General features: G+C 72.2%; 18 protein-coding genes and 1 riboswitch. Of the genes, 5 read left to right on the top strand and 13 right to left on the bottom strand.

Annotation, left to right across the window (positions count from 1 at the left end; all coding sequences use genetic code 11):
• Window positions 1-39 precede the first annotated feature (39 nt).
• The gene (locus ACVTJA_RS45940; protein WP_465830359.1) at window positions 40-1,044 is read left to right on the top strand and encodes a hypothetical protein; all 1,005 of its coding nucleotides are present in this window, start codon (window positions 40-42) and stop codon (window positions 1,042-1,044) included.
• A 42-nt stretch (window positions 1,045-1,086) separates the two neighbouring features.
• Here the strand turns inward: ACVTJA_RS45940 and rapZ are convergent, their stop codons facing one another.
• Both rapZ and hprK read right to left on the bottom strand, forming a co-directional pair.
• Window positions 1,087-1,911, bottom strand: coding sequence for an RNase adapter RapZ (gene rapZ / locus ACVTJA_RS45945; protein ID WP_465840672.1), 825 nt, complete (start codon window positions 1,909-1,911; stop codon window positions 1,087-1,089).
• 35 nt (window positions 1,912-1,946) lie between these two features.
• A complete protein-coding gene (hprK, locus tag ACVTJA_RS45950; protein WP_465830360.1) occupies window positions 1,947-2,912 on the bottom strand; it encodes an HPr(Ser) kinase/phosphatase in 966 nt (321 codons plus the stop codon).
• Between the two features lie 50 nt (window positions 2,913-2,962).
• Here hprK and ACVTJA_RS45955 point away from each other — a divergent pair, with 50 nt between their 5' ends.
• The 3 genes from ACVTJA_RS45955 (at window position 2,963) to ACVTJA_RS45965 (ending at window position 5,756) form a co-directional block, all read left to right on the top strand.
• Window positions 2,963-4,465: a glycosyltransferase family protein gene (locus tag ACVTJA_RS45955; RefSeq protein ID WP_465830361.1), complete on the top strand. Its 1,503-nt coding sequence runs from the start codon at window positions 2,963-2,965 to the stop codon at window positions 4,463-4,465.
• Between the two features lie 60 nt (window positions 4,466-4,525).
• On the top strand, window positions 4,526-4,870 hold the full coding sequence (locus ACVTJA_RS45960; RefSeq protein WP_465830363.1) for a histidine triad nucleotide-binding protein: 345 nt from the start codon (window positions 4,526-4,528) through the stop codon (window positions 4,868-4,870).
• 121 nt (window positions 4,871-4,991) lie between these two features.
• The gene (locus ACVTJA_RS45965; protein WP_465830365.1) at window positions 4,992-5,756 is read left to right on the top strand and encodes a YoaK family protein; all 765 of its coding nucleotides are present in this window, start codon (window positions 4,992-4,994) and stop codon (window positions 5,754-5,756) included.
• Window positions 5,757-5,758: 2 nt separating this feature from the next.
• On the opposite strand, the gene ACVTJA_RS45970 is transcribed toward ACVTJA_RS45965, so the two are convergent.
• Window positions 5,759-7,984 (bottom strand): fused MFS/spermidine synthase, encoded by a 2,226-nt coding sequence (locus ACVTJA_RS45970; RefSeq protein WP_465830366.1) that lies wholly within the window; start codon window positions 7,982-7,984, stop codon window positions 5,759-5,761.
• A 179-nt stretch (window positions 7,985-8,163) separates the two neighbouring features.
• On the opposite strand from ACVTJA_RS45970, the gene ACVTJA_RS45975 reads away from it, so the two are divergent.
• Window positions 8,164-8,682, top strand: a complete 519-nt coding sequence (locus ACVTJA_RS45975) for a hypothetical protein (protein WP_465830368.1) — start codon at window positions 8,164-8,166, stop codon at window positions 8,680-8,682.
• Between the two features lie 6 nt (window positions 8,683-8,688).
• Here the strand turns inward: ACVTJA_RS45975 and ACVTJA_RS45980 are convergent, their stop codons facing one another.
• From ACVTJA_RS45980 to ACVTJA_RS46025, 10 genes are all read right to left on the bottom strand, one after another.
• Window positions 8,689-9,480 carry an ABC transporter ATP-binding protein gene (locus tag ACVTJA_RS45980; protein ID WP_465830370.1) on the bottom strand — a complete coding sequence of 264 codons (792 nt, stop codon included), beginning with the start codon at window positions 9,478-9,480 and terminating at the stop codon, window positions 8,689-8,691.
• A 4-nt stretch (window positions 9,481-9,484) separates the two neighbouring features.
• On the bottom strand, window positions 9,485-12,907 hold the full coding sequence (locus ACVTJA_RS45985) for a serine/threonine-protein kinase (protein ID WP_465840673.1): 3,423 nt from the start codon (window positions 12,905-12,907) through the stop codon (window positions 9,485-9,487).
• Between the two features lie 183 nt (window positions 12,908-13,090).
• Window positions 13,091-14,776, bottom strand: coding sequence for an FHA domain-containing protein (locus tag ACVTJA_RS45990; RefSeq protein ID WP_465830371.1), 1,686 nt, complete (start codon window positions 14,774-14,776; stop codon window positions 13,091-13,093).
• A 207-nt stretch (window positions 14,777-14,983) separates the two neighbouring features.
• Window positions 14,984-15,706 (bottom strand): cell surface protein, encoded by a 723-nt coding sequence (locus ACVTJA_RS45995; protein ID WP_465830373.1) that lies wholly within the window; start codon window positions 15,704-15,706, stop codon window positions 14,984-14,986.
• A gap of 14 nt (window positions 15,707-15,720) precedes the next feature.
• Window positions 15,721-17,019 carry a hypothetical protein gene (locus tag ACVTJA_RS46000; protein WP_465830375.1) on the bottom strand — a complete coding sequence of 433 codons (1,299 nt, stop codon included), beginning with the start codon at window positions 17,017-17,019 and terminating at the stop codon, window positions 15,721-15,723.
• A 145-nt stretch (window positions 17,020-17,164) separates the two neighbouring features.
• A riboswitch (cobalamin riboswitch) is annotated at window positions 17,165-17,377 on the bottom strand.
• 59 nt (window positions 17,378-17,436) lie between these two features.
• Complete coding sequence (locus ACVTJA_RS46005) at window positions 17,437-18,501, bottom strand: FecCD family ABC transporter permease (RefSeq protein ID WP_465830376.1); 1,065 nt, start codon at window positions 18,499-18,501, stop codon at window positions 17,437-17,439.
• Between the two features lie 11 nt (window positions 18,502-18,512).
• Complete coding sequence (locus tag ACVTJA_RS46010) at window positions 18,513-18,947, bottom strand: hypothetical protein (protein ID WP_465830377.1); 435 nt, start codon at window positions 18,945-18,947, stop codon at window positions 18,513-18,515.
• Window positions 18,948-19,338: 391 nt separating this feature from the next.
• Window positions 19,339-19,572 carry a hypothetical protein gene (locus ACVTJA_RS46015; protein WP_465830379.1) on the bottom strand — a complete coding sequence of 78 codons (234 nt, stop codon included), beginning with the start codon at window positions 19,570-19,572 and terminating at the stop codon, window positions 19,339-19,341.
• A gap of 210 nt (window positions 19,573-19,782) precedes the next feature.
• On the bottom strand, window positions 19,783-20,676 hold the full coding sequence (locus ACVTJA_RS46020) for an ABC transporter substrate-binding protein (RefSeq protein ID WP_465840675.1): 894 nt from the start codon (window positions 20,674-20,676) through the stop codon (window positions 19,783-19,785).
• A gap of 119 nt (window positions 20,677-20,795) precedes the next feature.
• A complete protein-coding gene (locus ACVTJA_RS46025; protein ID WP_465830381.1) occupies window positions 20,796-22,358 on the bottom strand; it encodes an MXAN_6577-like cysteine-rich protein in 1,563 nt (520 codons plus the stop codon).
• Window positions 22,359-22,535: the final 177 nt, after the last annotated feature.

Raw genomic sequence — 22,535 nt, forward strand, 5'->3', positions numbered from 1 at the left:
ATAATGAGTCAGGCGAAGAGCGTCTGGGGAGGGTCCGCCATGAGCGACAGTCTGAGCGTTTTCACCGCACGCGTCCGGGAGGCGAGCACCGCCCGGGCCCGCGTCCAGGAGCAGGCGCCCGCCGTCATGGAGCGCGACCGCCCGGGGCGAATCGTGAGCGAGCGGCCCCTGCCCACGTCGGTGGTGGCGCGTCGGGTCCAGGACGTCTTCGAGGCGGCCCCCGCGCCGCGGAATGACCGGCCCCGGCTCACCGTGCCGGACGCGCCGGTCGTGACGGACCTCCCGACGGCGGAGGGCGGGGAGCCCGAAAACGAGGCGGAAGCGGCCCAGGCCAAGAAGGGCTGGGACACCGACGAGGAAGCTGTCGAACAGAAGACAGAGTCCGGCTGCGGCGAGGCGAGCCTGGCCTACCTCAGCAAGGCGCTCCTCCCGGGCAAGGCGCCCCAGGCCGCGGAGGCGCAGGCGTTCGCGGACGTGCGCGCCGGCACCCAGGCCAGCAACGCCCCGACGAACAACGCGGAGAAGGTCAACCTGGCCGACGGCGCCACCGCGGAGGAGATGGGCGCGGTGCTCGGGGAGATGGGCATCGACGTCACCCAGGGCTCCACCGCTTTCGACGCCGGCGCCGTCAGCGACGCCCTCAAGCGCGGCGAGTTCGCCCTGGCCCTGGTGGACTCCAATGCCATCCTCAACTCCGTCCTGCCCAAGCACAAGCAGCGCAAGGAGCCCGGTGAGTTGCACTGGGTGACCATCGACGGCTTCAACAGCGGCTGGAACAAGAAGGACGCCTCGGACGACATGTACCGCGTGAAGGACCCCGTCCACGGCGAGTACTGGGTGAAGGCGAAGGACCTGCAGAAGGCGATTGAACAGGGGCAGCAGGCGCACGGCGGCGGCGGCGTGCTCGCGGTGGAGAAGCGGGACGACGCGAAGACGCGCGAGCAGCGCGACTCGCTCTCCCAGAAGAACCGCCACCACACGCACCACTTCGGCAAGGCCCGCGGCCACGGCAGCCGCCGCCTCAGCGTGGGCGAGTCCAGCTGAGGAGACTTCGAGCAGTGGCTCCTGACGGCGCCCGGGCCGCGACTACTCCTTCTCGATGTCGCGGTCCCAGAGCTGGACGCGGGTGTTGGCGTCCTGGAGACGCCGCGTCAGCTCGGAGGCGATGGCGACGGAGCGGTGCTTGCCGCCCGTGCACCCCAGCGCCACGGTGAGGTAGGCCTTCCCCTCCTTCTGGTAGCGGGGGAAGAGGAAGCGGCAGAGGTCCACCACCTTGTCGATGAACTGCTGCGTCTCCTCGCGGTCCAGCACGTAGGCGGCCACCTTGGGCACCTTGCCCGTCAGTCCCTTCAGCTCGGGGACGAAGTACGGGTTGGGCAGGAAGCGCACGTCCAGCACGAGGTCCGCCTGCGGCGGCACGCCGTACCGGTAGCCGAAGGACATGATGGACAGGCTGGGCCCCGCGGCCGGCTCCGGGCTGAAGCGCGCCTGCACCATGCGCTTCAGGTCGTGCACGTTCAGCGCGGACGTGTCGATGACCTGGTCCGCCAGCTCGCGCAAGTCCCGCAGCTCGTTGCGCTCGGCCTTGATGCCTTCGGCGACGGTGCCGTTGGGGGCCAGCGGGTGGCGGCGGCGCGTCTCGCTGAAGCGGCGGATGAGGCTGTCATCGCTGGAGTCGAGGAAGAGCACCTCCACCTGGTGCCCGGCGCGGCGCACTTCCGCCAACATGCGCGGGGCGTCCTTGAGGAAGACACCCTCGCGGACGTCCACCACCAGGGCCATGCGCTCGATGTGACCGCCACCCGCCAGCTCCGTGAGCTTGGGCAGCAGCAACACCGGCAGGTTGTCGATGCAGAAGAAGCCCGCATCCTCCAGCGCCCGGATGGCCGTGGACTTTCCGGAGCCCGACATGCCGGTGATGACGACAATCTGCTTAGAGGGGGCGGTCACTCGACCTCTTCTCCCAGGGTGCGGCGCATCGCCCCTTCGGCGATGGCCCGGTTGAGCCGCTCGGCGAACTCCCGCGCGGAGTGGTGGCCCTGCAACTTCAGCAGTTGGTTGCGCGCGGCCACTTCGATGATGGTCGCCATGTTGCGTCCCGGACGGACCGGCACCACGGACAGGGGGATGTCCACGCCGACAATCTGGAGGTGTTTGTCGTCCACTCCCAAACGGTCGTACTCCTGATGCGGGTCCCACTCCTGCAACTCGATGACGAGTTCAATCTTCTTCTGCTCACGGACCGCGGCAACCCCGAAGAGGTCCTTGATGTTGATGATGCCGAGGCCGCGAATCTCCATGTGGTGCTTGATGACGGGGTTGCCCGCGCCATAGACGGCGCCCTTGCGGCGGGTGACGTCCACGATGTCGTCCGCCACCAGCCGGTGGGCGCGCATCACCAAATCGAGGGCAATCTCGCTCTTGCCGATGCCGCTCTTGCCGAGCAGGAGGATGCCCACGCCGAAGACGTCCATGAGCACGCCGTGGAGGCTGCTGGACTCGGTGAGGGCCTCCTCCAGGAAGGTCTGCACCCGCACGATGAACTCGCTGGACAGGAGCGGCGTCTTCATCAGCGCGAGGCCGGCCTTCTCGCACGCGTCGACGAGCGCGGCGGGAATCTCCAGCTCCTTCGTCACCACCACGCAGGCCAGGTCTTCCTCGCCGAAGAGCTTGGCGAGCGACTCGTGCTGCTTCTCCTCCGGCAGCGTGCGCAGGTAGGAAATCTCCGTGTTGCCGAAGACCTGCACGCGGCGGGGGTGGAGGTGCTCGGTGAAGCCCGCGAGGGCCAGGCCCGGCTTCTGGATGCGCGACGAGTCGACAGTGCGCGACAGGCCACCGCCGCCGGCGACCAGCGTGAGCCGCAGGTCGTAGTCGCGGTCCTCCAGGAGCTGGGAAATGCGGATGGATTTCATCGTCAGGACGTGGATATCACCGGAAGGCCCTCTTGAGGTGTCCGCCGACCGTGAGCCCCACCCCGCCACCCGCTCCCACCTCCAGCGACTCCTCCGAAGCCTCCCCCGGCGCCCCCTCGGACGCCCTCTCCGGGCGCCATCTCGGCCGGGCCCTGCTCTGGGCCGTCCTGGCCGCGGGCGCTGCCTTCCGGATTTATTGGGCCCTCAACGATGAGGGCATCTACTGGCCGGACGAGGTGTACCAGAGCCTGGAGCCGGCGCACCGGCTCGTCTACGGGTACGGGCTGGTGGCGTGGGAGTTCGTGGAGGGCGCGCGCAACTGGGTGCTCCCCGGGCTGGTGGCGGCGGTGCTGGGGCTCGCACGGCTGCTCGGTGCCAGCACTCCGGGCGCGTACCTGGACGTGGTGAAGGTCTTCTTCGGGCTCGTCGGGGTGGCCACGGCATGGGGGAGCTGGCGGCTGGCGCGGGCCCACGGCGCGTCGGAGGTGGCGGCGGCGGCGGGCGCGGCCCTCTTCGCGCTGGCAGCGGTGCCGCTGTACTTCGGCTCCCGGGCGCTGAGTGAGAACGCGTCCGCGCTGCCGGTGGTGGTGGGGCTGGCCTTCGCCTTGCCGAAGGGGAGCTCGCGGCGCGCGGTGCTGCTGGGGGCGAGCCTGCTGGGCGTGGCGGTGCTGCTTCGCCTGCAGAACGGCATCTTCTGCGTGGGACTGTTGGCGGTGCTCGCGGCGCAGCGGCGGTGGCGCTCGGCGGGCGAGGCGCTGGCGGTGCTGGCCGGGTGGGCCTTCGCGTTCGGGCTGCTCGACTGGCTGACGTGGGGACGCTGGTTCCACTCGGCGCGGGTGTACCTGGACTTCAACATCCTGCGGAACGGCGCGGCCGGCTGGGGCACGGCGCCCTTCAGCTACTACGGCCGCGTCCTCTTCCACGGCATGCCGGTGGTGACGCTCGTCACGGGCGGGCTGGCGCTGCTGGCGTGGCGCCGGGCGCCGGGGCTGCTGGCCGTGGCGGCGCTCTTCTTCGTGCTGCATGCCCTGCAGCCGCACAAGGAGCTGCGCTTCCTCATCCCGGTGCTGCCGCTGTTCGCGGCGCTGGCGGGCGTGGGGCTGGACACGGTGCTGCCGGACCTGGGCGCGCGGCTGGCGAGCATCGCGGCCCTGAGCGTGGTGGTGGCGGCGGGCATGTCCGGGCTGCGCGCGGGGCGCCTGACGTTCGGCGACGTGGGGCAGTACGAGGACTCGCGGCCGAAGGCGAGCGCGTGGGACGACGCGGGGGACGTCAACCGGCTGCTCCTGGCGGCCAGCGCCCGGCACGACCTCTGCGGGCTGAAAATCGAGGCGACGCACCTGGCGTGGACGGGCGGCTACAGCTACTTCCACCAGCCGGTGCCGCTGTACCCGCACAACGGACCGGCCCGGAGCTCGGGCCTCTACAGCCACGTGATTACGGCGGCGGGCAATGCCCCGGACGAGGTGGTGGCGCGCTCGGGGCCGCTGGTGCTGGCGCGCCTGCGCGAGGGCTGTGTGCCGGACCCGGGCTACTCGTGGCGGCTTCCTTGAGCCAACGGAAGCCCATCGAGGCCATTCCCCCGAAGCCCGCGCGTTGCTAAGCCCCGGGACATGTCCGACTGCCTCTTCTGCAAAATCCGAGACGGCCTCATCCCCGCCCGGGTGGTGTACCGCGACGAGGTGTGCCTGGCCTTCGAGGACATCAATCCCCAGGCGCCCACGCACGTGCTGTTCATCCCGCTGAAGCACATCCCCACGGTGAACGACATCACCCTGGAGGACCGCGAGCTGGTGGGCCACCTCTTCACCGCCGCCGCCAAGGTGGCCCGCGAGCGCGGCCACGCCGACAACGGCTACCGGGTGGTGATGAACACCCAGCGCGACGCGGGGCAGACGGTGTTCCACATCCACCTGCACCTGCTGGGAGGCCGGCACCTCACGTGGCCGCCGGGCTGATGGCCCCCATCCGGCTTCCTGCCTCGCAGGGCAGCCAGGCATGAATGAGGGACTTTCGCGCCCCACGCGGCGCGTTATCGCGTGTTAGCGTTTGCCGTCCCTCACGGGGTTCTTCCGCCGTATGCCTTTCAGTCCCCAATCCTCCCCGAGCAACCGGCGTGCGTACACGCTGCTGTCGGTGTTGCTCGCGGGTGTGGCCGGCGCGGTGAATGCCACGGGCTTCGTCGCGCTCGGCATGCACACGTCCCATATGTCCGGCAACGTGGCCACGCTGGGCGAGTCGCTCGCCCTGGGCAAGTGGCCCGCGGCCATGCTGGCGGTGCAGGTGCTGCTCTCCTTCCTGCTGGGAGCGGTGGCCGCGACGGCGCTGCTGGAGGCCTCGCGCCACCGCTCGCGCGGACGTCACGCGGCGGCGCTGCTGCTGGAGGTGTCCATCCTGGGCGGCATCGGCCTGTGGCTCGCCTCCGTGCCCGGCGCGCATGAGCCCACGCTCATGTGGGGCCTGGCCTTCGCCATGGGCCTGCAGAACGCGCTCGTCACCCGCGTGTCCGGCGCGGTGGTGCGCACCACGCACATGACGGGCGTCATCACCGACATCGGCATCCAGCTGGTGCAGATGGTGACGTGGGTGCGCGACGGCTCGCGGGGCCAGGGCGTCACGGGCTTCCTGCGTCAGTTGCGCGAGCTGCCCACCGCCATCCAGTTCGAGCGCACGCGGCTGCACCTGGGACTGGCCGCCGCCTTCCTCTTCGGCTGCACCGCCGGGCCCATGCTCTTCCTCCAGTACGGCCCGGCCTCGCTGGGGCTGCCGTGCGCGGTGCTGCTCTTGCTGGTGGTGCTGGACATGAGCCCCGCGGCGCAGCTGCGTCCCGCGCCGCGCGCCTAGAGTCACTCGGGCTCCGGCAGGGACACCGGCTCGGGGCCGGGCGTGCCCGCGGACGATGGCTCCACGTCCATGACCTCCGGCGCGGCTCCGGCTCCAGAGCGGCGGAGCACGTGCAGCACGCTGCTCTGCTCGTCCGTCCACGTGAAGTCCGGCTCGCCGCGCAGGCCGAGGCGGCGCACGCGCGCCTGGGCCTTCGTGAAGGTGGGGCCCCAGGAGAACTCACGGTCCGGGCTCAGCAACATCCAGTGGCTGCGCAGCGCATCGCCGCTCGTCTCGTGGAAGATGAAGGTGGCCTTGAGGCCCAGCGCTCGCGCGTGCGCCAGCGTCAGCGGCACCAAATCCAGGTGCACGTTGCTGATGTGCAGCGCGAGCACTCCGTGCGGCGCGAGGTGCTTCACGTAGAGCGCCACCGCCTCCTGGGTGAGCAGGTGCGCCGGGACGGCGTCCGAGGAGAAGGTGTCCAGCGCGAGCACGTCGAAGCGCTGGGGCTCGCCGCGCTCCAGCTCCTGCTCCAGGGAGATGCGCGCGTCGCCCTCCACGACCTCCACCTTCGCGGGGGTGTCGCTCAGGAAGGAGAAGAAGCCGCCCTCGCCCCGGGCCAGCGAGATGACCACCGGGTTGATTTCGTAGAAGCGGATGGATTCCTCCGCCTCCATGAGGGCCGCCGTCGTCCCCACGCCGAGGCCGAGCACGCCCACGCGCAGGCCCGGGGGCAGGCCCACCGCCTCGCGCAGGCGGCGCTGCTCGGTGATGGAGAGGCCCAGGCCGGACTCCCGCGTGAAATAGGTGGTGGGGCGCGAGCGGCGCTCGGGGGCGAAGTACTGCCAGCCGTGGGTGATGGCGCCGTGGCGCAGACTGTAGAAGCGCTGCTCCGGGTCGTCCCGGTGCTGCTCCATGACGCGCACCACGCCGAAGAAGTTGCGGGCGCTGAAGCTGGCGCGGCCGAGCTCGCGGGCCTGGGTGTAGACGAGGTTGCCCGCGACGATGAGCAGCATGGCCCCGCGCAACATGCGCCGCAGCCGCAGGCTCCGCGTCTCCTCCGCCGGCTGGCGCGCCATGCCCACGAGCGCCAGGAGACAGCAGGCGACGAGCGACAGCGGGTACTCCCAGTAGGCGCGGAAGAGGGCCGGGGCCAGCACGCTGACGAAGAGGCCGCCGAGCACTCCGCCCGCGGAGACCCACAGGTAGAAGGCGCTCAGGTGCCGGGGCGCGGGCCGCAGCCGGTACAGCTCGCCGTGGCACACCATGCAGCCCGCGAAGAGGGCCGTGGCATAGGAGGCGAGCTGCACGACGAGCTCGGCATGCGGCCCCGCCGTCTGCACGTGCGCGACGCCGGCCCCCGAGCCGATGAGCAGCACCGTGCAGAGCGCGCGCGAGTAGAAGGACTCGCGCGCGAAGGCGAGGATGAAGGTGACGAGGTACAGCGCCAGCGGCATCACCCAGAGGAAGGGGCCGGCGGCCACGTCCTGGGAGAGCTGGTTCGTCGTCGCGAGCAGCAACACCGACGCGCAAGCGCTGAAGCCGAGCCAGGCCAGCGTGCGGCGCGCACCGGGACGGAGCTCCTCGCCGACCCGGTTCTCCGTCGCGGTAGCGGCGGGAGGCGCTGCTTCGACAGTGTCCGCGCGGCGCAGCACGTCCACGGCGCACACCGCGCACGCCACCGCGAAGACGACGAAGCCCACGCCCCAGCCCCACGCCTGCGCGCCGCGCCCCACCCACGGCTCCACCAGGAACGGGTAGCCGAGCAGCGCCAGCAGCGAGCCCACGTTGGACAGCGCGTACAGCGGATACGGAGAGCGGCCCGGCCGCACGCGCGCGAACCACGACTGCAACAGCGGCCCGGTGGTGCTCAGCACGAAGAAGGGCAGTCCAATCGTCGCGGCCAGCATCACCACCAGCCGCGGCACCGGAAGGTCCGTGCCCGCCGGCCGCCATTCGGGCCCCGGTGCCACCGGCGAGCCCGCCCACAGCGCCCGCGCGCCCAGCACCGCCACCGCCACCGCCAGCAGCCCCAGGTGCACCCGCGCCTGCGTGCGCGGCGCCAGCCTCGATGCCAGCCCGTGCGCGTAGGCGTACCCGCCCAGCAGCGCCGCCTGGAAGAAGAGCATGCACGCCGTCCACACCGCGGGCGTGCCGCCGAACCACGGCAGCGCGTAGCGCCCCGCGAGCGGCTGCACCCCGAACAGCAGGAAGGCACTGGTGAAGATGGCCAGAGCGTAGCGGAGCATGGGCACCACCCAGGCTTTCAAGCCCGCCCATCTCTTGTCAAAACCCCGACTTCCCGGGCGCCCAGGCAAGGCGCCGCCCCCAGGGCGGGCACCGGGCCCGGACGCCCCCCGCGTCCCTACCTTTGTCGCGGAGCCACAGGCGCGGCCGCTTGCGAGGCCGCGACGAGGAGAGCGACGACATGAAGCAAGGCGCGAGGCGATGGGTGGTGGGGCTGCTCGCGGGCGGTGCGCTCGCGGCGGCCGGGTGTCGTGGAGGCGAGGGCAATGAGCGGGAGCGCGAAGGCCACGCCTTCGAGACGCCACAGCACCGGGCGACCCAACCGAAGAAGCTCGACGCGGCCGAGCCGCTCGGCGCGTCGAATGAGCACCCCGCGTCCAAGGACCAGGAGTCTCCCTCCGGCCAGCTTCCCCGGGGCGCGCAGCTGGGCGGCGGCACCGCGGGCCCCATCAATACGAAGCGAGGCGAGGCCGCCGGAGGCCTGCCCCGTGACATCCCGGCCGGGCTGGGAACGAGCCTCGCCGACGCGTACAAGGTCAGCCCTCCTGGCGGGGATACGGCGACGGGAGGCTCCGGCTCGAAGGACACGCCCACGGCTCCGGGCGGCACCACCCGCAGCTCGGGCACGTCGGGGCCGGAGACGAGCGGCGGCGCGGGCTCCTCGGGCGGGGGCCACGGCGGACAGCACGGCCGCAAGTAGCGTGCGTCAGCGCGAGGGCGCCCGGGGCGCGAAGAGGCGCGCACCCGAGGGAGCGAGCGCCGTCTCCATCGGCAGGCCGTAGAGGGACTCCAGCGCGCCCTTCTCCAGCACCGTGCCGGCGGGCCCCTGCGCGAGCACCTTCCCGTCGCGCAGCAGCAGCACGTGGGTGGCGAAGGCCTCGGCGAGGTTGACGTCGTGCAACACCGCCACCGCGCCCAGCCCCGCGTCCACGCGCGCGCGCACGCGGGACAGGGTCCCCACCTGGTGCGCCACGTCGAGGAAGGCGGTGGGCTCGTCGAGCAGCAGCAACTCGGGCTCCTGCACCAGGCCCCGGGCGAGCAGCAGCATGCGACGCTCGCCGCCGGAGAGCGCCTCGCCCGGCCGGTCCGCGAGGTACTCCACGTCCAGCTCCCGCAGCACGCTTCGCGCGAGCTCCACGTCCTTCGCGGAGGGCAGGCCCCACAGGCCCAGGTGCGGGCCCCGGCCCATCAGCACCAGCTCCAGCCCGCTGAAGCCCTCCGCCGGCTCGAAGTTCTGCGGCACCCACGCCACCCCGCGGGCCAGCGCGCGCGGCTCCCACTCCGCGCGCTCCCTGCCCAGCAGCCGCACCTCGCCGCGCACCCAGGGCGCCACGCCGAGCACCGCGCGCAGCAGCGTGCTCTTCCCCGTGCCGTTGGGCCCGAGCACCGCCCACAGCTCGCCGGGGCGCACCTCGCAGTCCACGCCGTGGAGCACGGGGCGCTGGCCATGCGGGCCATAACCCGCGTGCAGGCCCCGGGTGACGAGCAGCGGAGTCACGGGGCTATTCCAGTTCCCTTGCCCGGTTCTGCAGGCCGCGCTTCATGTCCCGCACCTTGCGCAGCGTGTCCAGGTCGTTGCCGTCGCCGGCCGCTTCCACCTCGTTGCGGATGCTCGCGTACCGCGTGCACCACAGCTGGAACTGCTCGCAGGAGTACTGGTTCTTCAGCCGGGTGAAGAGCGCGTTGGTGTCGCGCCACTCGCGCTGGAGCTGGGTGAGCTCCCTGCCGCGGATGATGACGGGGCCCTTCTTCTTCGAAGGCGCCGGCGGGGCCCGCTTCACCTGCGCGGCGGACTTCGACGCGGTGGGCGCGGGCAGCGGCGCGAGCAGGTCCGCGTCGGCGGCGGAATCATCCGTCGCGGCCACGGCTTCGGCCGGTGCGGTGCCGGCGGTGGGTGCGACGCCCTTCGCGGACTCGGTGTCCTTCGCCGCGGGTGCCTCGGCGGGAGCGGCCTCCCTCGCGGTATCGGTGGCGACAGCGGGCTCGACGCGAGCGGCCTCGGCGGGGGCGGCGGCCAGCACCACCTGGCCCGCGGCCGGGGTCTGGGGCGCTCCCGTGGCTCCGGCCTCGGGCGTCTCGGCGCGCACGGTGGCGGTGTTGCCGGGCCGGGTAGCGGCGGTCTTGCGCGACGGCGGCGCCACGGGGCTCGGCGGCGGAGGCCCCTCGTCGGGAGTCGACTCCAGCCCCATGGAGACGCGGAACGCGGGGCTGAGCGCGAGCATCACGATGGCAATGGCCAGCAGGGCCGCCACCAGCCCCACGGCCAGCAGCCGCGCGCCCTTGCGCGTGGGGCGCGCGGGCACCGCCGTGCGGCGCGTGTCGTCGCCAGGGTGGCGCGCGGTGATGGGCTCGGAGCCCGGACGGACGGGAATGGGCGTGCGGCGCGTCTCCTCGTGCGACGTGAGGGACACGCGGACGTCGTCGTCCTCGTCATCGTCCACGCGCGCGGGCGCGGGCGCGGGCGCGGGGCGGAGGGCGGGAAGCCGGCCCGTGCCGCGGCTCATGCCCTGGGCGGGAATCGACACGGAGGAGGCACGCGCGCGGCGCGGTGCGCCCCGGGGGCGGTTGGGGCCGGACTTCTCCTCGGGCCCGGGGTCGGCGCTCTCCACGTCTCGCAGCAGTGCCTCGTCCAGCACCACGCGAGGCTGCGTGTCGTCGTGGCGCTGCTGGACGCGCGGGTCCGTGTCGGGGTCGCGCGCGACGCGAGGCTGCGTGTCCTCGCTCCGCTCGGTGCGCGACGGACGGACGATGCGCGGGCGCGTGTCCTGGTCGTCGGGGCGGAGCCCATCCTCGGCGTGGCCCATCTCCTCGGGGGTGAGGACGGGCATCTTCGAGTCGTCCGAGGAGGCCGTGCCGTCGAAGCCGGACGCGGCGTCATCGCCCTCGGCGACTCCGGGCACCACATCCAGGTCGGAGGAGGGAGCGACGGAAGGCGAGCCCCGCGACGGCGTGGAGCCCACGGGCGGCGGCACCACCATGGGCATCGCCGTGAGGGACGCGGTGCGCGGAGGCGGCGGAGACGCGGGCGTCAGCGACACGGCGGGCATCACCACCGCACCCGTACGCGGAGGCACCCCGGCTGCGGCGGCCGTCGACGGACGCGCAGGCGCTCCCGCCGACGGACGAGCCAGGGCCTCGGCGGAAGACTGCGACGCGGCGCCCGTCCCCGGACGGGCCTCGGCGGATGGCGATGCGGCGCCCACCGCCGGTCGCACCGGAGCCACGGCGGGAGGCGGCACCGGCGCGACGGCCGGCAGCGCACCCGAGCGGGAATTCGTGGCCTGTCCTGGCGCGGGCGCCGCCGGCGGGCGCTGAGCCCCCACCGCCGGCAGCGAGGTGGACACGGGCGGCATGCCGACGCGCGACGGAGGCGGGGGCGGAGGCGGCACCGGAAAGCCGCCACGTTGCGTCTGCAGCTCGAGCCCGGAGGAGAGTGGCTCGGCCCTGGGGTCCGTCGACTCCGCGGTGGCGGAAGCGGACGCCTCGCCCCCATCGTCCCAGGGCATCTCCGGGGCCACGGTCCGCGGCCCCACGCTGGGCAGCGCCAGCTCCGTGGGACGCAGGTCGAGCGGCGTGGGCCGGGGCGGAGGCGCGGGAGGCAGCGCCTCGGGCGGCAGCACCGCCATGGGCATCTCGCGCGTCATCGAGGCCGGGCGCGCGGCGGCGGGCTCCGCGACACCCTGGCGGACGAAGGCCTCCGGCCGCACCTCCACCGAGGACGCCGGCTCATCCGCCTCCGCCGACTGACGGCGCTCGGCGCGGATGCGGGCCTCCTCCTCCAGCGCCTCGAGCGGGAACGCCGGCCGGGTGGACTCGTCCACCATGACGCCCGGGCGCGTCTCGCCATCCGTCACCGGGCCGCTGCCGTCGCGGCTGCGCGGCGTGGGGTGGAAGGACAGCGGCTGCACCGGCCCATCCAGGCGGATGGTCTTCGGCGGCAGCAGCGGCTGCATCTGCATCGTCGGACGCGGCCCCGCGCCGCCCTCCTCCGGGCCCGCCTCGCCGGGGGACACGCGCGGCACCTCCTTGAGGCTCCCCAGCAGCCGGCGCTCGGACTGGAAGTCCGCGGCGAACAGCTCGCGCATGAAGCGGCTGACGCTCTCCGGGCCCGCGCTCGCGTCGATTTCCATCAGGCACGCCTGCAGGCGCCCGCGGAACTCCTCCGCCGTCTGGAAGCGCTGCGACGGCTCCACCGCCAGCGCCTTCGCCACCAGCGCCGTCACCGCGCGCGGCGTCAGCGGCTCCACCTCGTCCAGCGGCGGAACCTTCGGCTGCGCCACCACCGTCATCAGCTCGCCGGGGTGCACGCCGTCGAAGGGGTTCTTCCCGCAGATGAGCTCGTAGAGGCACAGGCCCACCGCGTACAAATCACTGCGGCGGTCCACCGGCTGGTGCCGCGCCTGCTCCGGCGACATGTAGAGGAACTTGCCCAGGATGATGCTCGGGTTCGTCTTCGCCGCCGACAGCCGGCTCTTCGCCAGGCCGAAGTCGATGACCTTCACCTCCCCCTCGTAGGAGATGAGGATGTTCTGCGGCGAGATGTCCCGGTGGACGAGCTTCAGGTCCTCCCCGTCGTCGTCCTTCTTGCGGTGCGCGTAGGCGAGCGCGTCCAGCACCCGGCCCATGACGTAGAGGATGAACGTGAGCGGCAGCGGCACCTGCCTGTCACGAACGCGTGCCGCCACCTTGCGCAAATCCTTCCCGTCCACGTGCTCGAGGGCCATGTAGGCCTCGCCCTCGTGCAGCCCCATGTCCAACACCTGGGCGATGGAGCCGTGGCTGAGCCGCACCAGCGTGCGCGCCTCTCCCACGAAGCGCTCGACGAACTCCTGGTCCTCCGCGAGCTGGGGGAGGATTTTCTTGATGACACACAGCTTCTCGAAGCCCTGCGCGCCCTCCAGCCTCGCCAGGTAGATTTCCCCCATGCCGCCCGTCGCCAGATGCGACAGGAGCGTGTACCGGCCAAAGGGCTGGGGCCTGAAGGGTCTCAGCCGGGCGGGTTGGGAAGAGGCGTTCATGCGGCGTGGGGAGGCACCACTTGGGCGGGGACAGCATTGAACCCCGTCCTGGCCCGTCCCTTCAACCCGTCAACCGGCCGTGGTGGGTTTTCAGCGCAGGCCCGGGTTGGTGAGCTGGCCTACATCCTCTTCAATCACCTCGAACGCGGCCATCCTGTCCTTGGGAGGACGAAGCAGCCTCTCTCCCAGGGGTTGCACGTCGAAGCGGGCTCCCACGGAGGCCAGGACCTTGCCCGTAATCAGCACCTGCCCGGGGTTGCCCGTAGCAGCCAGCCAGCCGGCCACCCCCACACCTTCACCGACGGCGGTGTAGTCGGAACGCGCCTCGTTGCCGATCATCCCCACCAGCGCGCGGGTGGTGTGAAGGGCGATGCGCAGCTCACAACGCTCACCTTCCGGGCGCCGGAACATGGCGCGCTCCCAGTCCGAACGCAGCGCGAGGGCGGCGCGCACGGCCCGCACCGAGTCCTCGCCCTTCGCATACGGCACGCCGAAGAGCGCGCGCATGGAGTCGCCCATGAAGGCCTCCACGGTGGCCTCGAAGCTGAAGACGATGCCGCTGGAGCGCGAGTGGAAGTCGCTGAGCAGCTGCGTGGCCCGCTGCGCGCCGAGCTTCGCGGCCATCGCGCCGAAGCCCACGAGCTCCGCGTGCAGCACGGTGACGTTGCGCTCCTCCAGGCCCGGCAGCCTGCCACCCTGGCGTTGGGCCTCGGCGGCGCGGCGCTCGGCGACGTCCGGCGGGTGGAAGCGCTCCAGCGTGCGCTTCATCCGCTCCGACGCGGGCGAGCCGTCTTTCGGGCTGAACTTCTGCACGCCGGTGGCGACGAGGTGCGCGACGGCGGTGCACGCGTCCAGCATCACCTCCACGCTGGTGTCACCCTTGGCGGCGGTGTTGACGTAGAGGACGCCGGCGAAGGGCGGCTCGGAGCCGATGGGGATGCACAGCACCCGGTCCACGCCGTAGAGCATGACGCTCTCGCGGCCGGCGAAGCGGCGGTCGTCGCGCACGTCGTCCACCGCGAGCGCGCGGCCCTGGCGCAGGGCCTCCTCGACGATGGCGTCCGACACGGGCACCTCGCCCTTGGCCAGCTTGCCCCGGTGGCGCACGGCCGCGGGCACCTGCGCGCCCGAGGAGTGCTTGAGCAGCACCACGGCGGTGGTGGCGCCGGTGCGCTCCAGCAGCCGGTCCATGGTGGTGTCGAGGAAGGAGGACAGCGTCGTCGCGGTGGCCAGCGCCTCTGCGGTGCGGAACAGCAGCACCAGCGTCTCCTGGCCCACGCGCGGGCTGGCGGTGGGCACCGGCGAGGCCGCGGAGAAGGTGTCGTCGAAGGCGACGGGCCCCACGTTGTCCAGCAGGCGCAGCACCTCCGCGTCCTTCACGTTCCGCGCGAGGACGACGGACGAGCCCACGTCCTGCCCATGCCCGAAGCGCACCACCCCGCCCGCGCCCAGGTCCACCATCTCCGTGGCGGCGTTCTCCACCGTGTTGGGCTGGCGGACGGAGAGCGTGTTCTCCCCCAGCGCCACCGTGTCGCCAGGGGCGAGGTTCTTCGAGCCCTGCAGCGGTGCGCCGTTGACCCGGCTGCCGTTGCGGCTGCCCAAATCCTCGATGCGCAGGGCGTCACCCTCGACGTACAGCCGGGCGTGACGTCGCGAGACGAGGTCGCCGCCGAGAACGATGTCGTTCTCGTCCGCACGGCCAAGGCTCGTCACGCCCTCGGGCAGATCGTAGGACGTGTCGAAGTAGCCGGGCCCGTTGATGATGATCTGCCACATCGAATGCCCGACATTACACGACTCTCCCGACTCTTGAGAGAAGGAGGTGAGCACCGGCCCCATCCAGGGGTGGATACGGACTCCCGGCGAGGAAAGCGGGGTCGCGTCATGACTGGCAGTGCGGGAGTGAGCCGGGGCTCCCCGGGTGGCTTCGTACTCAGCGCGGCCGGTCCACCTCCATCGCCTGCACGGGAGGTGGACCGGAGCTCACGGCGCGGCCCCCTGGAGGGGCTCGCCATTCACCACGGAGACGGCGTCCAGGTCGAAGCCGCCGGCCGTGCCGCCATAGCCATTCGCACCGGTGTCGGTGATGCGAACGAAGCGGGCACGGTCCAGTCCAACAGTGAACAAGTCGAAGCCGTCGCCGCCCGCCACGGCGGGGTCCGTGGCGCTGACGCCGTTGGCGGGGTTGGCCTGCACGGTGTGCACGCCGGCACAGCCCGGGTAGCCCGCGTCCGCGTCGTTGAAGGCACAGGGGAAGGCCTTCCACGTGACACCGTCGTTACTCACCTCCACCCGCCCCGTCTCCGCGTACGTCGCCCCGCCGGGGACGACGAAGGCATTCTCGAAGACGAGCAGGTCCACACCGGGCCCGTCGATGATGACGATGTCCGAGAAGCGCAGGGTGATGTGGCCCCCGCGCCCCAGCGAGAGCACGTCGAGCGAGCCGTTGTCCGGGCCCACCCCGGCGGGAGGCCCGAGCACCACGTCGGGGAAGCGGTCCTGACCGAAGCCGGCACCCTCGCCGGGCACGTACCCGACGACTTCGTCGGCGTACGTGTCCGCCGGGCGGACTCCGGCGTCGGAGCCCGCGTCGGTGCCGCTGTCCTGCGTCCCCGCGTCCGTCGCGGGCGTGGAGGGGCCGTCCTCGTCACCACAGGCGGCGAGGGACAGGAGCGCGGCGAGCGCCGCGCCCCAAGGCCACATCATGGAGCGGCGCGAGCTCACGGCTTCTGCTGGATGCGCACGAGGCGGCGGCCGTTCTTGTCATGCAGCCCCACGAGCAGGTCCTCGCCGAGCGACGACAGCAGCTCCACGGACGTGCACTGGTCCGCGTAGACGAGCACCGGCACGCGGTCGCCGACGGCCACGTCGCTGATGCCGATGGTGAGCGCGTAGCGCGACACGTCCGTGGAGATGAACTTGAAGCTCGAGTCGAAGGCGCCGCGGTTGAGCGCCACGCCGTTGCCGAAGGCCGTGACACCGCTGAAGTCGCTGCCCACCTCGAGCTTCGGCTGCGTGCCGAGGTCGATGGGCGTGCCCGAGGAGAGGGCCTGTGCCACCTTCGACGGAGCCACCGCGTGGGCCTGGTTCACGAAGTTGGGGTTCGCGGCATAGCCCAGCACGGCGATGCCGTTGGTCGCCACGGCGGTGTAGCCGCTCGCACCGGCGTTCGAGGGCAGCGTGGCCACCTTCGCGGAGGTGAACGGATTCTCGGACGTCACCAGGGCGTAGATGCCCAGGCCGTCGGACGTCTTGCCCACGCCACCGCCGTTGACCAGCAGCGCGGAGACAGCGTCCGAGGCGAAGGCAGCGACGGTGTAGTTCTTCGGCGCGGTGACATACGTCGAGTCGGCGGACGAGGCGAGGTCGTAGGCGACGATGGAGCCCGCGACGTCGGCCGTGGCGAGGGTGTAGCCCGCGAAGAGCCGCTTGCCGTCATGGGCGAGGAAGCCGCCGGAGTACACCCGCGTGGTGCCCGCGCGGTCCGTCGCGGAGACCACGTCGTAGAGCTTCGCGGAGGAGGGCTGGAGGTCGGGCCACGTGCCCAGCGAGTACAGCGCATCGTCCTTGCCGAGGGCCGCGGCACCGCGCACCGCGTAGAGCGAGTACGTGGGGCCCGGCGAGGACGTGACCGCCTTCACATCGTCCGGAATCGCGGGGGCCTCGGCCACCTGGAAGCCCGTCTGGAGCTTCAGCGTGCCCAGCTTCGCGTCGTACGTCGCGGTGACGCACGGGTCCGAGCCGGCGTCGGTGCCCGCGTCCGTTCCAGCATCCGTGCCCGCGTCCGTGCCCGCGTCCGTCGTGGGCTGCTCCTCGTCCAGGGGGACGGTGGAGCACTTCTCGCTGCGGCACACCCACTGCTCGCCCTCGGGGGGCTGGCCATTGTCGGCGCGGCAGTCGAAGGCATCCACGCACTCGGGGCGGCAGCCGGTGGCGGTCAGGGCCAGGGCGAGCGTGGCCACGGCGAGCGCCGCGGGCATCGTCCAGGGTGCGGCGCGCTTCAGGTCGGCGGTCTTCATCGGCGTCCTGCTTCCTCTCCGCCCCCCACGGGCGGGTTGGGCCTCGAGGCGAGGAGCGGGACGAAGGCAGGGCCCCGGACGCGCATGACGCGTGCGGGCGGATGCCTCCGTCGCCTCCCCTCGGAGGCTTCGGTGATGTCCGTGCCACGGGCACGGGTCTTCGGCAGGTCTTCGGACTCGCAGGCGCGGGAGCCCGGGAGGGCACCCACCTACTGGCCGTCGCTTCCCGGCCCTTCGTGGACCAGTGCGTCTCGACGGCGTTCGTTCCTGCTCACCGCTGCGGGGCAGTCCCGGATTCACACCGGGTTCCCTTGAGCCACCGTGGCATCACGGAGGCACCGAGGACGGGCGGGAAGTACGGCGGGTGGCGGGCGTTGTCAATGCTCGGACAGGGCACCGCCGTCCGCTGGCGCACCGTCAGACCTGCCCCAGCCGGACCCTCCGACGCAGCAGGACGAGGAAGAGCGGACCTCCGAGGAGCGCGGTGACGACGCCCACGGGAAGGTCCTGGCTGAAGAGGGGAAAGGCCAGCCGCGCCAGCAGGTCCGAGAGCAGCAGGAAGGCCGCGCCTCCCAGCGCGGACAGCGGTATCAGCAGCCGCTGGTCCGGGCCGAAGACGAGCCGCAGCAGGTGCGGGACGATGAGGCCCACGAAGCCGATGAGCCCGGTGAGGGCCACCGCGCCGGCCACGCTGGCGCTGGAGGCCAGCAGCAGCCAGCGGCGGGTGGCGGCCACCGGCACGCCGAGCGAAGTGGCATCGTCGTCGCCGAGCGACAGGAGGTTGAGCCGGCCGGACAGCGCCCACATGACGCCGATGGCAACGGCCTGGAGCAGCGCGGAGAGGACCAGCGTGTCCACCTGCTCGATGTTCAGCGCGCCCACGAGCCGGTAGAGGATTTCGCCGAGCCGGTCCGGAGCGGACAGCGTCTTCAGCAGGGTGATGGCGGCGGAGGCGAAGGAGTTGAAGATGACGCCGGTGAGGAGCGCGGCGTAGGGCGCGCGGGTCGATGCTCCACGACTGACGGAGAGGACGAAGAGGATGGACGCGCCCGCGCCGAGGAAGGCGAAGAGCGCGGGGGCGGACAGGCGGGCCAGCGCCTCGCCCATGCCGGGGGCCGCCTCGCCCACGGTGGCGAGGCCCAGCGTGAGCGCCAGCGTGGAGCCGAGCGCGGCGCCGCCGGAGACACCGAGCACGAACGGGTCCGCCAGCGGGTTGCGCAGGAGCCCCTGGAGCGTGCAGCCCGAGGCGGCGAGCCCCGCGCCGACGATGGCGCCGAGCAGCGCGCGAGGCAGGCGGATGGAGCCGAAGATGAGCGCGTCGACGGAAGCCGGGTCCGTCAGCGCGGCGATGAGGGAGATGGGCTGCTCGCCGAAGCGCACGGCCAGGGCGAAGGAGACAAAGGCCAGCGCGAGGAAGGCCCCGAGGAGCGCGAGGACTCGCGAGGCACGGAAGCCGTAGGCGCGCTCCCGCGAGGAAGTCATGGGAGCGCCGCTCACCGCTTGGGCCGCATGAGGACGTAGCGCCGCGTGCTGCCGTCCACCACGACGGTGGCGACGACCTGCCACCCCTCCGCGCCGAGCTGCTGCAATTGCACGAGGTCCACCTCCGGGTCCTCGCGCCGCAGGAACATGTACTCCACGGCCTGCACGGACGGAGGAGCGGGAGGCGCGGCGACGGGCGCGGGAGCCTCCGCGGGCGCGGCCTTGCGATTGGACGCGTTCACGCGGGTCGAGGACGCACGCGGAGGAGCCTCCGGCGGAACGGCGACGCGCGTGGGCGGCGGAGTGGAAGCGTCAGGACGCGCAGCGGGCGCGGGCTGCGCGGGAGCCGGAGCCTGCGCGCCAGCAGCGCGAGGCCACAACGAGACACTCACGGCGCCAACCACGAGGCACGCACTGACGAGGAGTGACGGAAGACGGCGGAGCATGGGAGACCACTCCAGACGAGGACGCCCACGCATCTACTCCGGTCCCCGCCGCCCCGGAAGCCCTCCGCGCACGCGCCCGTCAGGAAGGGCACCGCGCGAGCCTGGCCACCCACGGGCACGGGCCGGAACGAAAGAAACCGCACCGGAGCGTGGGGAGCACACTCCGGTGCGGAGAGCCGAGGGCCCGACGGCGGCCCGCGGCACGAAGACTTCTCCCCCTCATGTGTGCGGCCCCTCTTTGCCGCAAGCCGTGGAGGAACACCCCTCCCGTGCCGACGCGGCCCCTGCACACTGTCCCCCCCTTTGCGAGGCACGCCCCCCTCGTGCCTCGAACCGTGGCCCCCCTCCACGGCCCCCTTGGAGCTCCACTCGCGGATGCGGCGTGGCCGGACTACTGCCCCACCACGAGCGTGACGAAGTTCAGCGTGTCGACACCGTTGTCAGTGCCGGACGAAGCGACCTTCACGTCCGTCACCAACACGGGACCTGGAGGACCCTGGCGTACCCACCAGAACGGGAACGGGGTTCCGCGGTACTCCACGTCATCGAGAGCAGGCGCAGCCTGGGCGCCCAGGGGCACGGCGAGCAGCAGCGCCGCCGCCAGCAACAAGCCTCGGAGATTCATGGGGCGTCTCCTTGCTGCGCCAGCCGGAGTGGCTGACGACGCCCTCCCCATGAGCAAGGCCTGTACCGGAGCGCCCACGCCCCCGGCCCGCAGACATCTCCAGCACTTGGCGCGAGCCCCTGTTGCCTCCCAGTCCACAGCGAGCCCCGGCCGTTGCCCGCGAGGCCACAGCGAGCCTGGACGATGCCCGCCAGTCCGCGCGCCCGGAGGCTACGGCTTCAACGCCGCGTCCGGGTGGAGCAGCCGGAAGAGCTCCTCCAGCCCCCGCCCCAGTGACGGGCCGGGCTGCAGGAGCGCCAGCGAGGGCACCTCCACCCAGCGCGCACCCGACAGGCCCGGGAGCGCGCGCAGCTTGTCCTTGCCCACGTCCACGTCCGCGGCGTCCACCACCACGTCGGGCCGGGCCGTCACCGCGCGCTCCACCGAGTACACGGGATACGCGGAGCCAGCGCCCGCCGCCACGTTGATGCCACCCGCGTCCTTCAGCAGCTCATCCGCGAAGGAGCCGGGCCCGGCCACCACGAGCGGCTCGAAGCCATAGGCGAGCAATACGCGCGGCGCGGGCAGCTTCTTCGCGGTCTCACGGACGCGGGTGCGCGAGGCCTCGATGCGGGAGACGAGGGCCTCCGCATCCTTGTCGCGGCCCAGGGCCTTTCCCACCGCGCGCATGGCGGCGAGCACGTCCGCCACGGAGTGTAGCGGCAGGAGCAACACGGGCACGCCGAGCTCCGCCATCTTCTCCACGGGCCGCTGGTTGCCCGGCCCCGGCTGCACCAGGACGAGGTCCGGCTTCAGCGCGATGACGGCCTCGACGGACGGATCCACGAAGCCGCCCACGCGCGGCAGCTTCTCCACCTCCTTCGCCACGTCGAAGCGCGACACGCCCACCAGGGTGTTGCCCGCGCCGAGCGTGAGCACCATCTCCGTCAGCGACGGCGCCAACGTCACCACGCGCCGCACCTGCGCCGGAGCGCGAGGCCCCAGCGTGTAGGGCCCCTTCGGAGCAGGAACGCTCGCAGCGCGCGCCGTGCTCGCGAGGAGACACAGCACGGTGGCCAGCAGGGTGATGCCCCGGGAGCGGGAGGTGGACGGGCGCATGTTCATCATCACGGTGGAAACACCTTCAGCGCGGCTGCGCTCGACACGAGGCTTCACGGCTTCAACCCACGGCGGCCCGGCGAGCTTCCAGGCGCGACGGACGGACGCGGCTTCCGGGCGCGCATTCACGGCAGCGCGGTGACGTCGATGGCATTGGACACGGGCCGGCGCGAGTCCACCGGGCACGCCTCCAGCGCGGGTCCCCGGGCCTGGGGCGTCGTGTTGCCACGGCGCTCCACGAGCTTCCCATCCTCCACCTCCACCACGAAGACGCGGCCCGCGTTGGTGTCTCCGAGGTACACCGCGCCATCCGCCACGGCGAAGCGTCCAGCCACGGCGACGCGGCAGCCCTCGGTGCCGGGCTCGCAGCCAGGGCTCAGCGCGTACGAGGCCACCGGCACGTCGTCCTTCACCAGCACCAGCCCGGTGGCGCGCACGGAATCCGCGCGGCTTCCATTGGCGCGGTCCAGGCGGGCCTCGCCCAGGCAGGCCACCACGAGCTGGTTCCCCACCGCCTCCACATAGCCCGCGTTGAGACAGGCCTCCGCGCCGAGGTCGATGGCGCGCACTCCACCGTCCGCGGGGTCGATGCGCGCGAGCATGCCCGGCCCGTTGGGCAGGTAGTTGTTGTACGGGTTGAGGTTGGTGAGGGCCACGTACACGCCGCCATCCGCCGCCGTCGCCGAGTACGGCAGCGGCATCACCGTGCCGCCGTCGAAGGACTTCAAGTCGAGCCCGGTGAGGGAGAGGGTGTCCACCTTGCGAGGCTGCTCGGGGTTGGAGACGTCCACGCGGGCCACGGCGTTGCCCTGCTGGAAGTTGGAGCCGGCGGTGCCGAACAACGGGACGTAGAGCGTCGAGCCCCACTTCGCGATGGCCTGCGGGCTGGTGTTGGCCCCGAGGTTGATTTGCGCCACGGTGCGCAGGCCGAGGCCGCCGCCCTGGGACGGGCCTTCGCGCTTGAGCACCTGGAGCGTGTTGTTCACCGAGTCGGCGACGTAGACGTACGGCGGGTCCACGAACATGTCATTGGGCGAGCTGGCCACCGAGCCCAGCGAGTCCTCCTCCGCCACGGTACCCAGCTCGCCGCCCGCGGCCTGGAGCAGCTTGGAGTTCGTCGCGTCCCCGGCGAGCACGAAGCCGTCCCACCCCGCGAGCGACTGCACCCCACCGCCGAACTGCCGCCGGGGTCCGAGTGCATCCGTTCCCGCCTGGATGCCCACCAACTGCCCGTTGGTATAGCAGGCGGTCACGACGTCATAGGCGCACCGGCCCGCGTGGCACGTCTGCACGTCCGGGCACGCGTTGCCGCAGGCGCCACAGTTCAGCGCATCCGACAGCACGTCGATGCACGAGCCTCCACAGCGAGCCGTGCCCGCCGAGCACGCCTCGCGGCACGTGCCCGACTCGCACACCTGGCCGGAGGGACACGCATTGCCGCAAGCGCCACAGTGGGCCACGTCCGTCGCCGTGGCCACGCAGGTGCCGTTGCACGCCTCCGTGCCCGGACGGCACGCACAGGTGCCTGACTGGCATGACTGGCCATCGCCGCACGCATTGCCACAAACACCGCAGTTCGCGGTGTCCCCGCTCAGGTCCACGCAAGCGTTGCCGCAGACGGTCAGGCCCGAAGTGCAGACCACGCCCTCTTCCGGGCAGCCGGTGAGCGACAGGGCCAGCACGGACATGAGCAGCGCGGGAATCAGCGACCCACCCAGGAAGCGAGCGCCCCCGCGCGGCCGGGACCAGTGGAATGAACGTTCATTCCGCGAGCCCTCCGTCCCAACGGGAGGCGCGGAGTGCGGGGCTCCTCGGTGGAATGAACGTTCATTCCGCGTCCCCTCCCCTTCAGGGAACGGCTCGGA

The organism is Pyxidicoccus sp. M6, assembly GCF_055568925.1.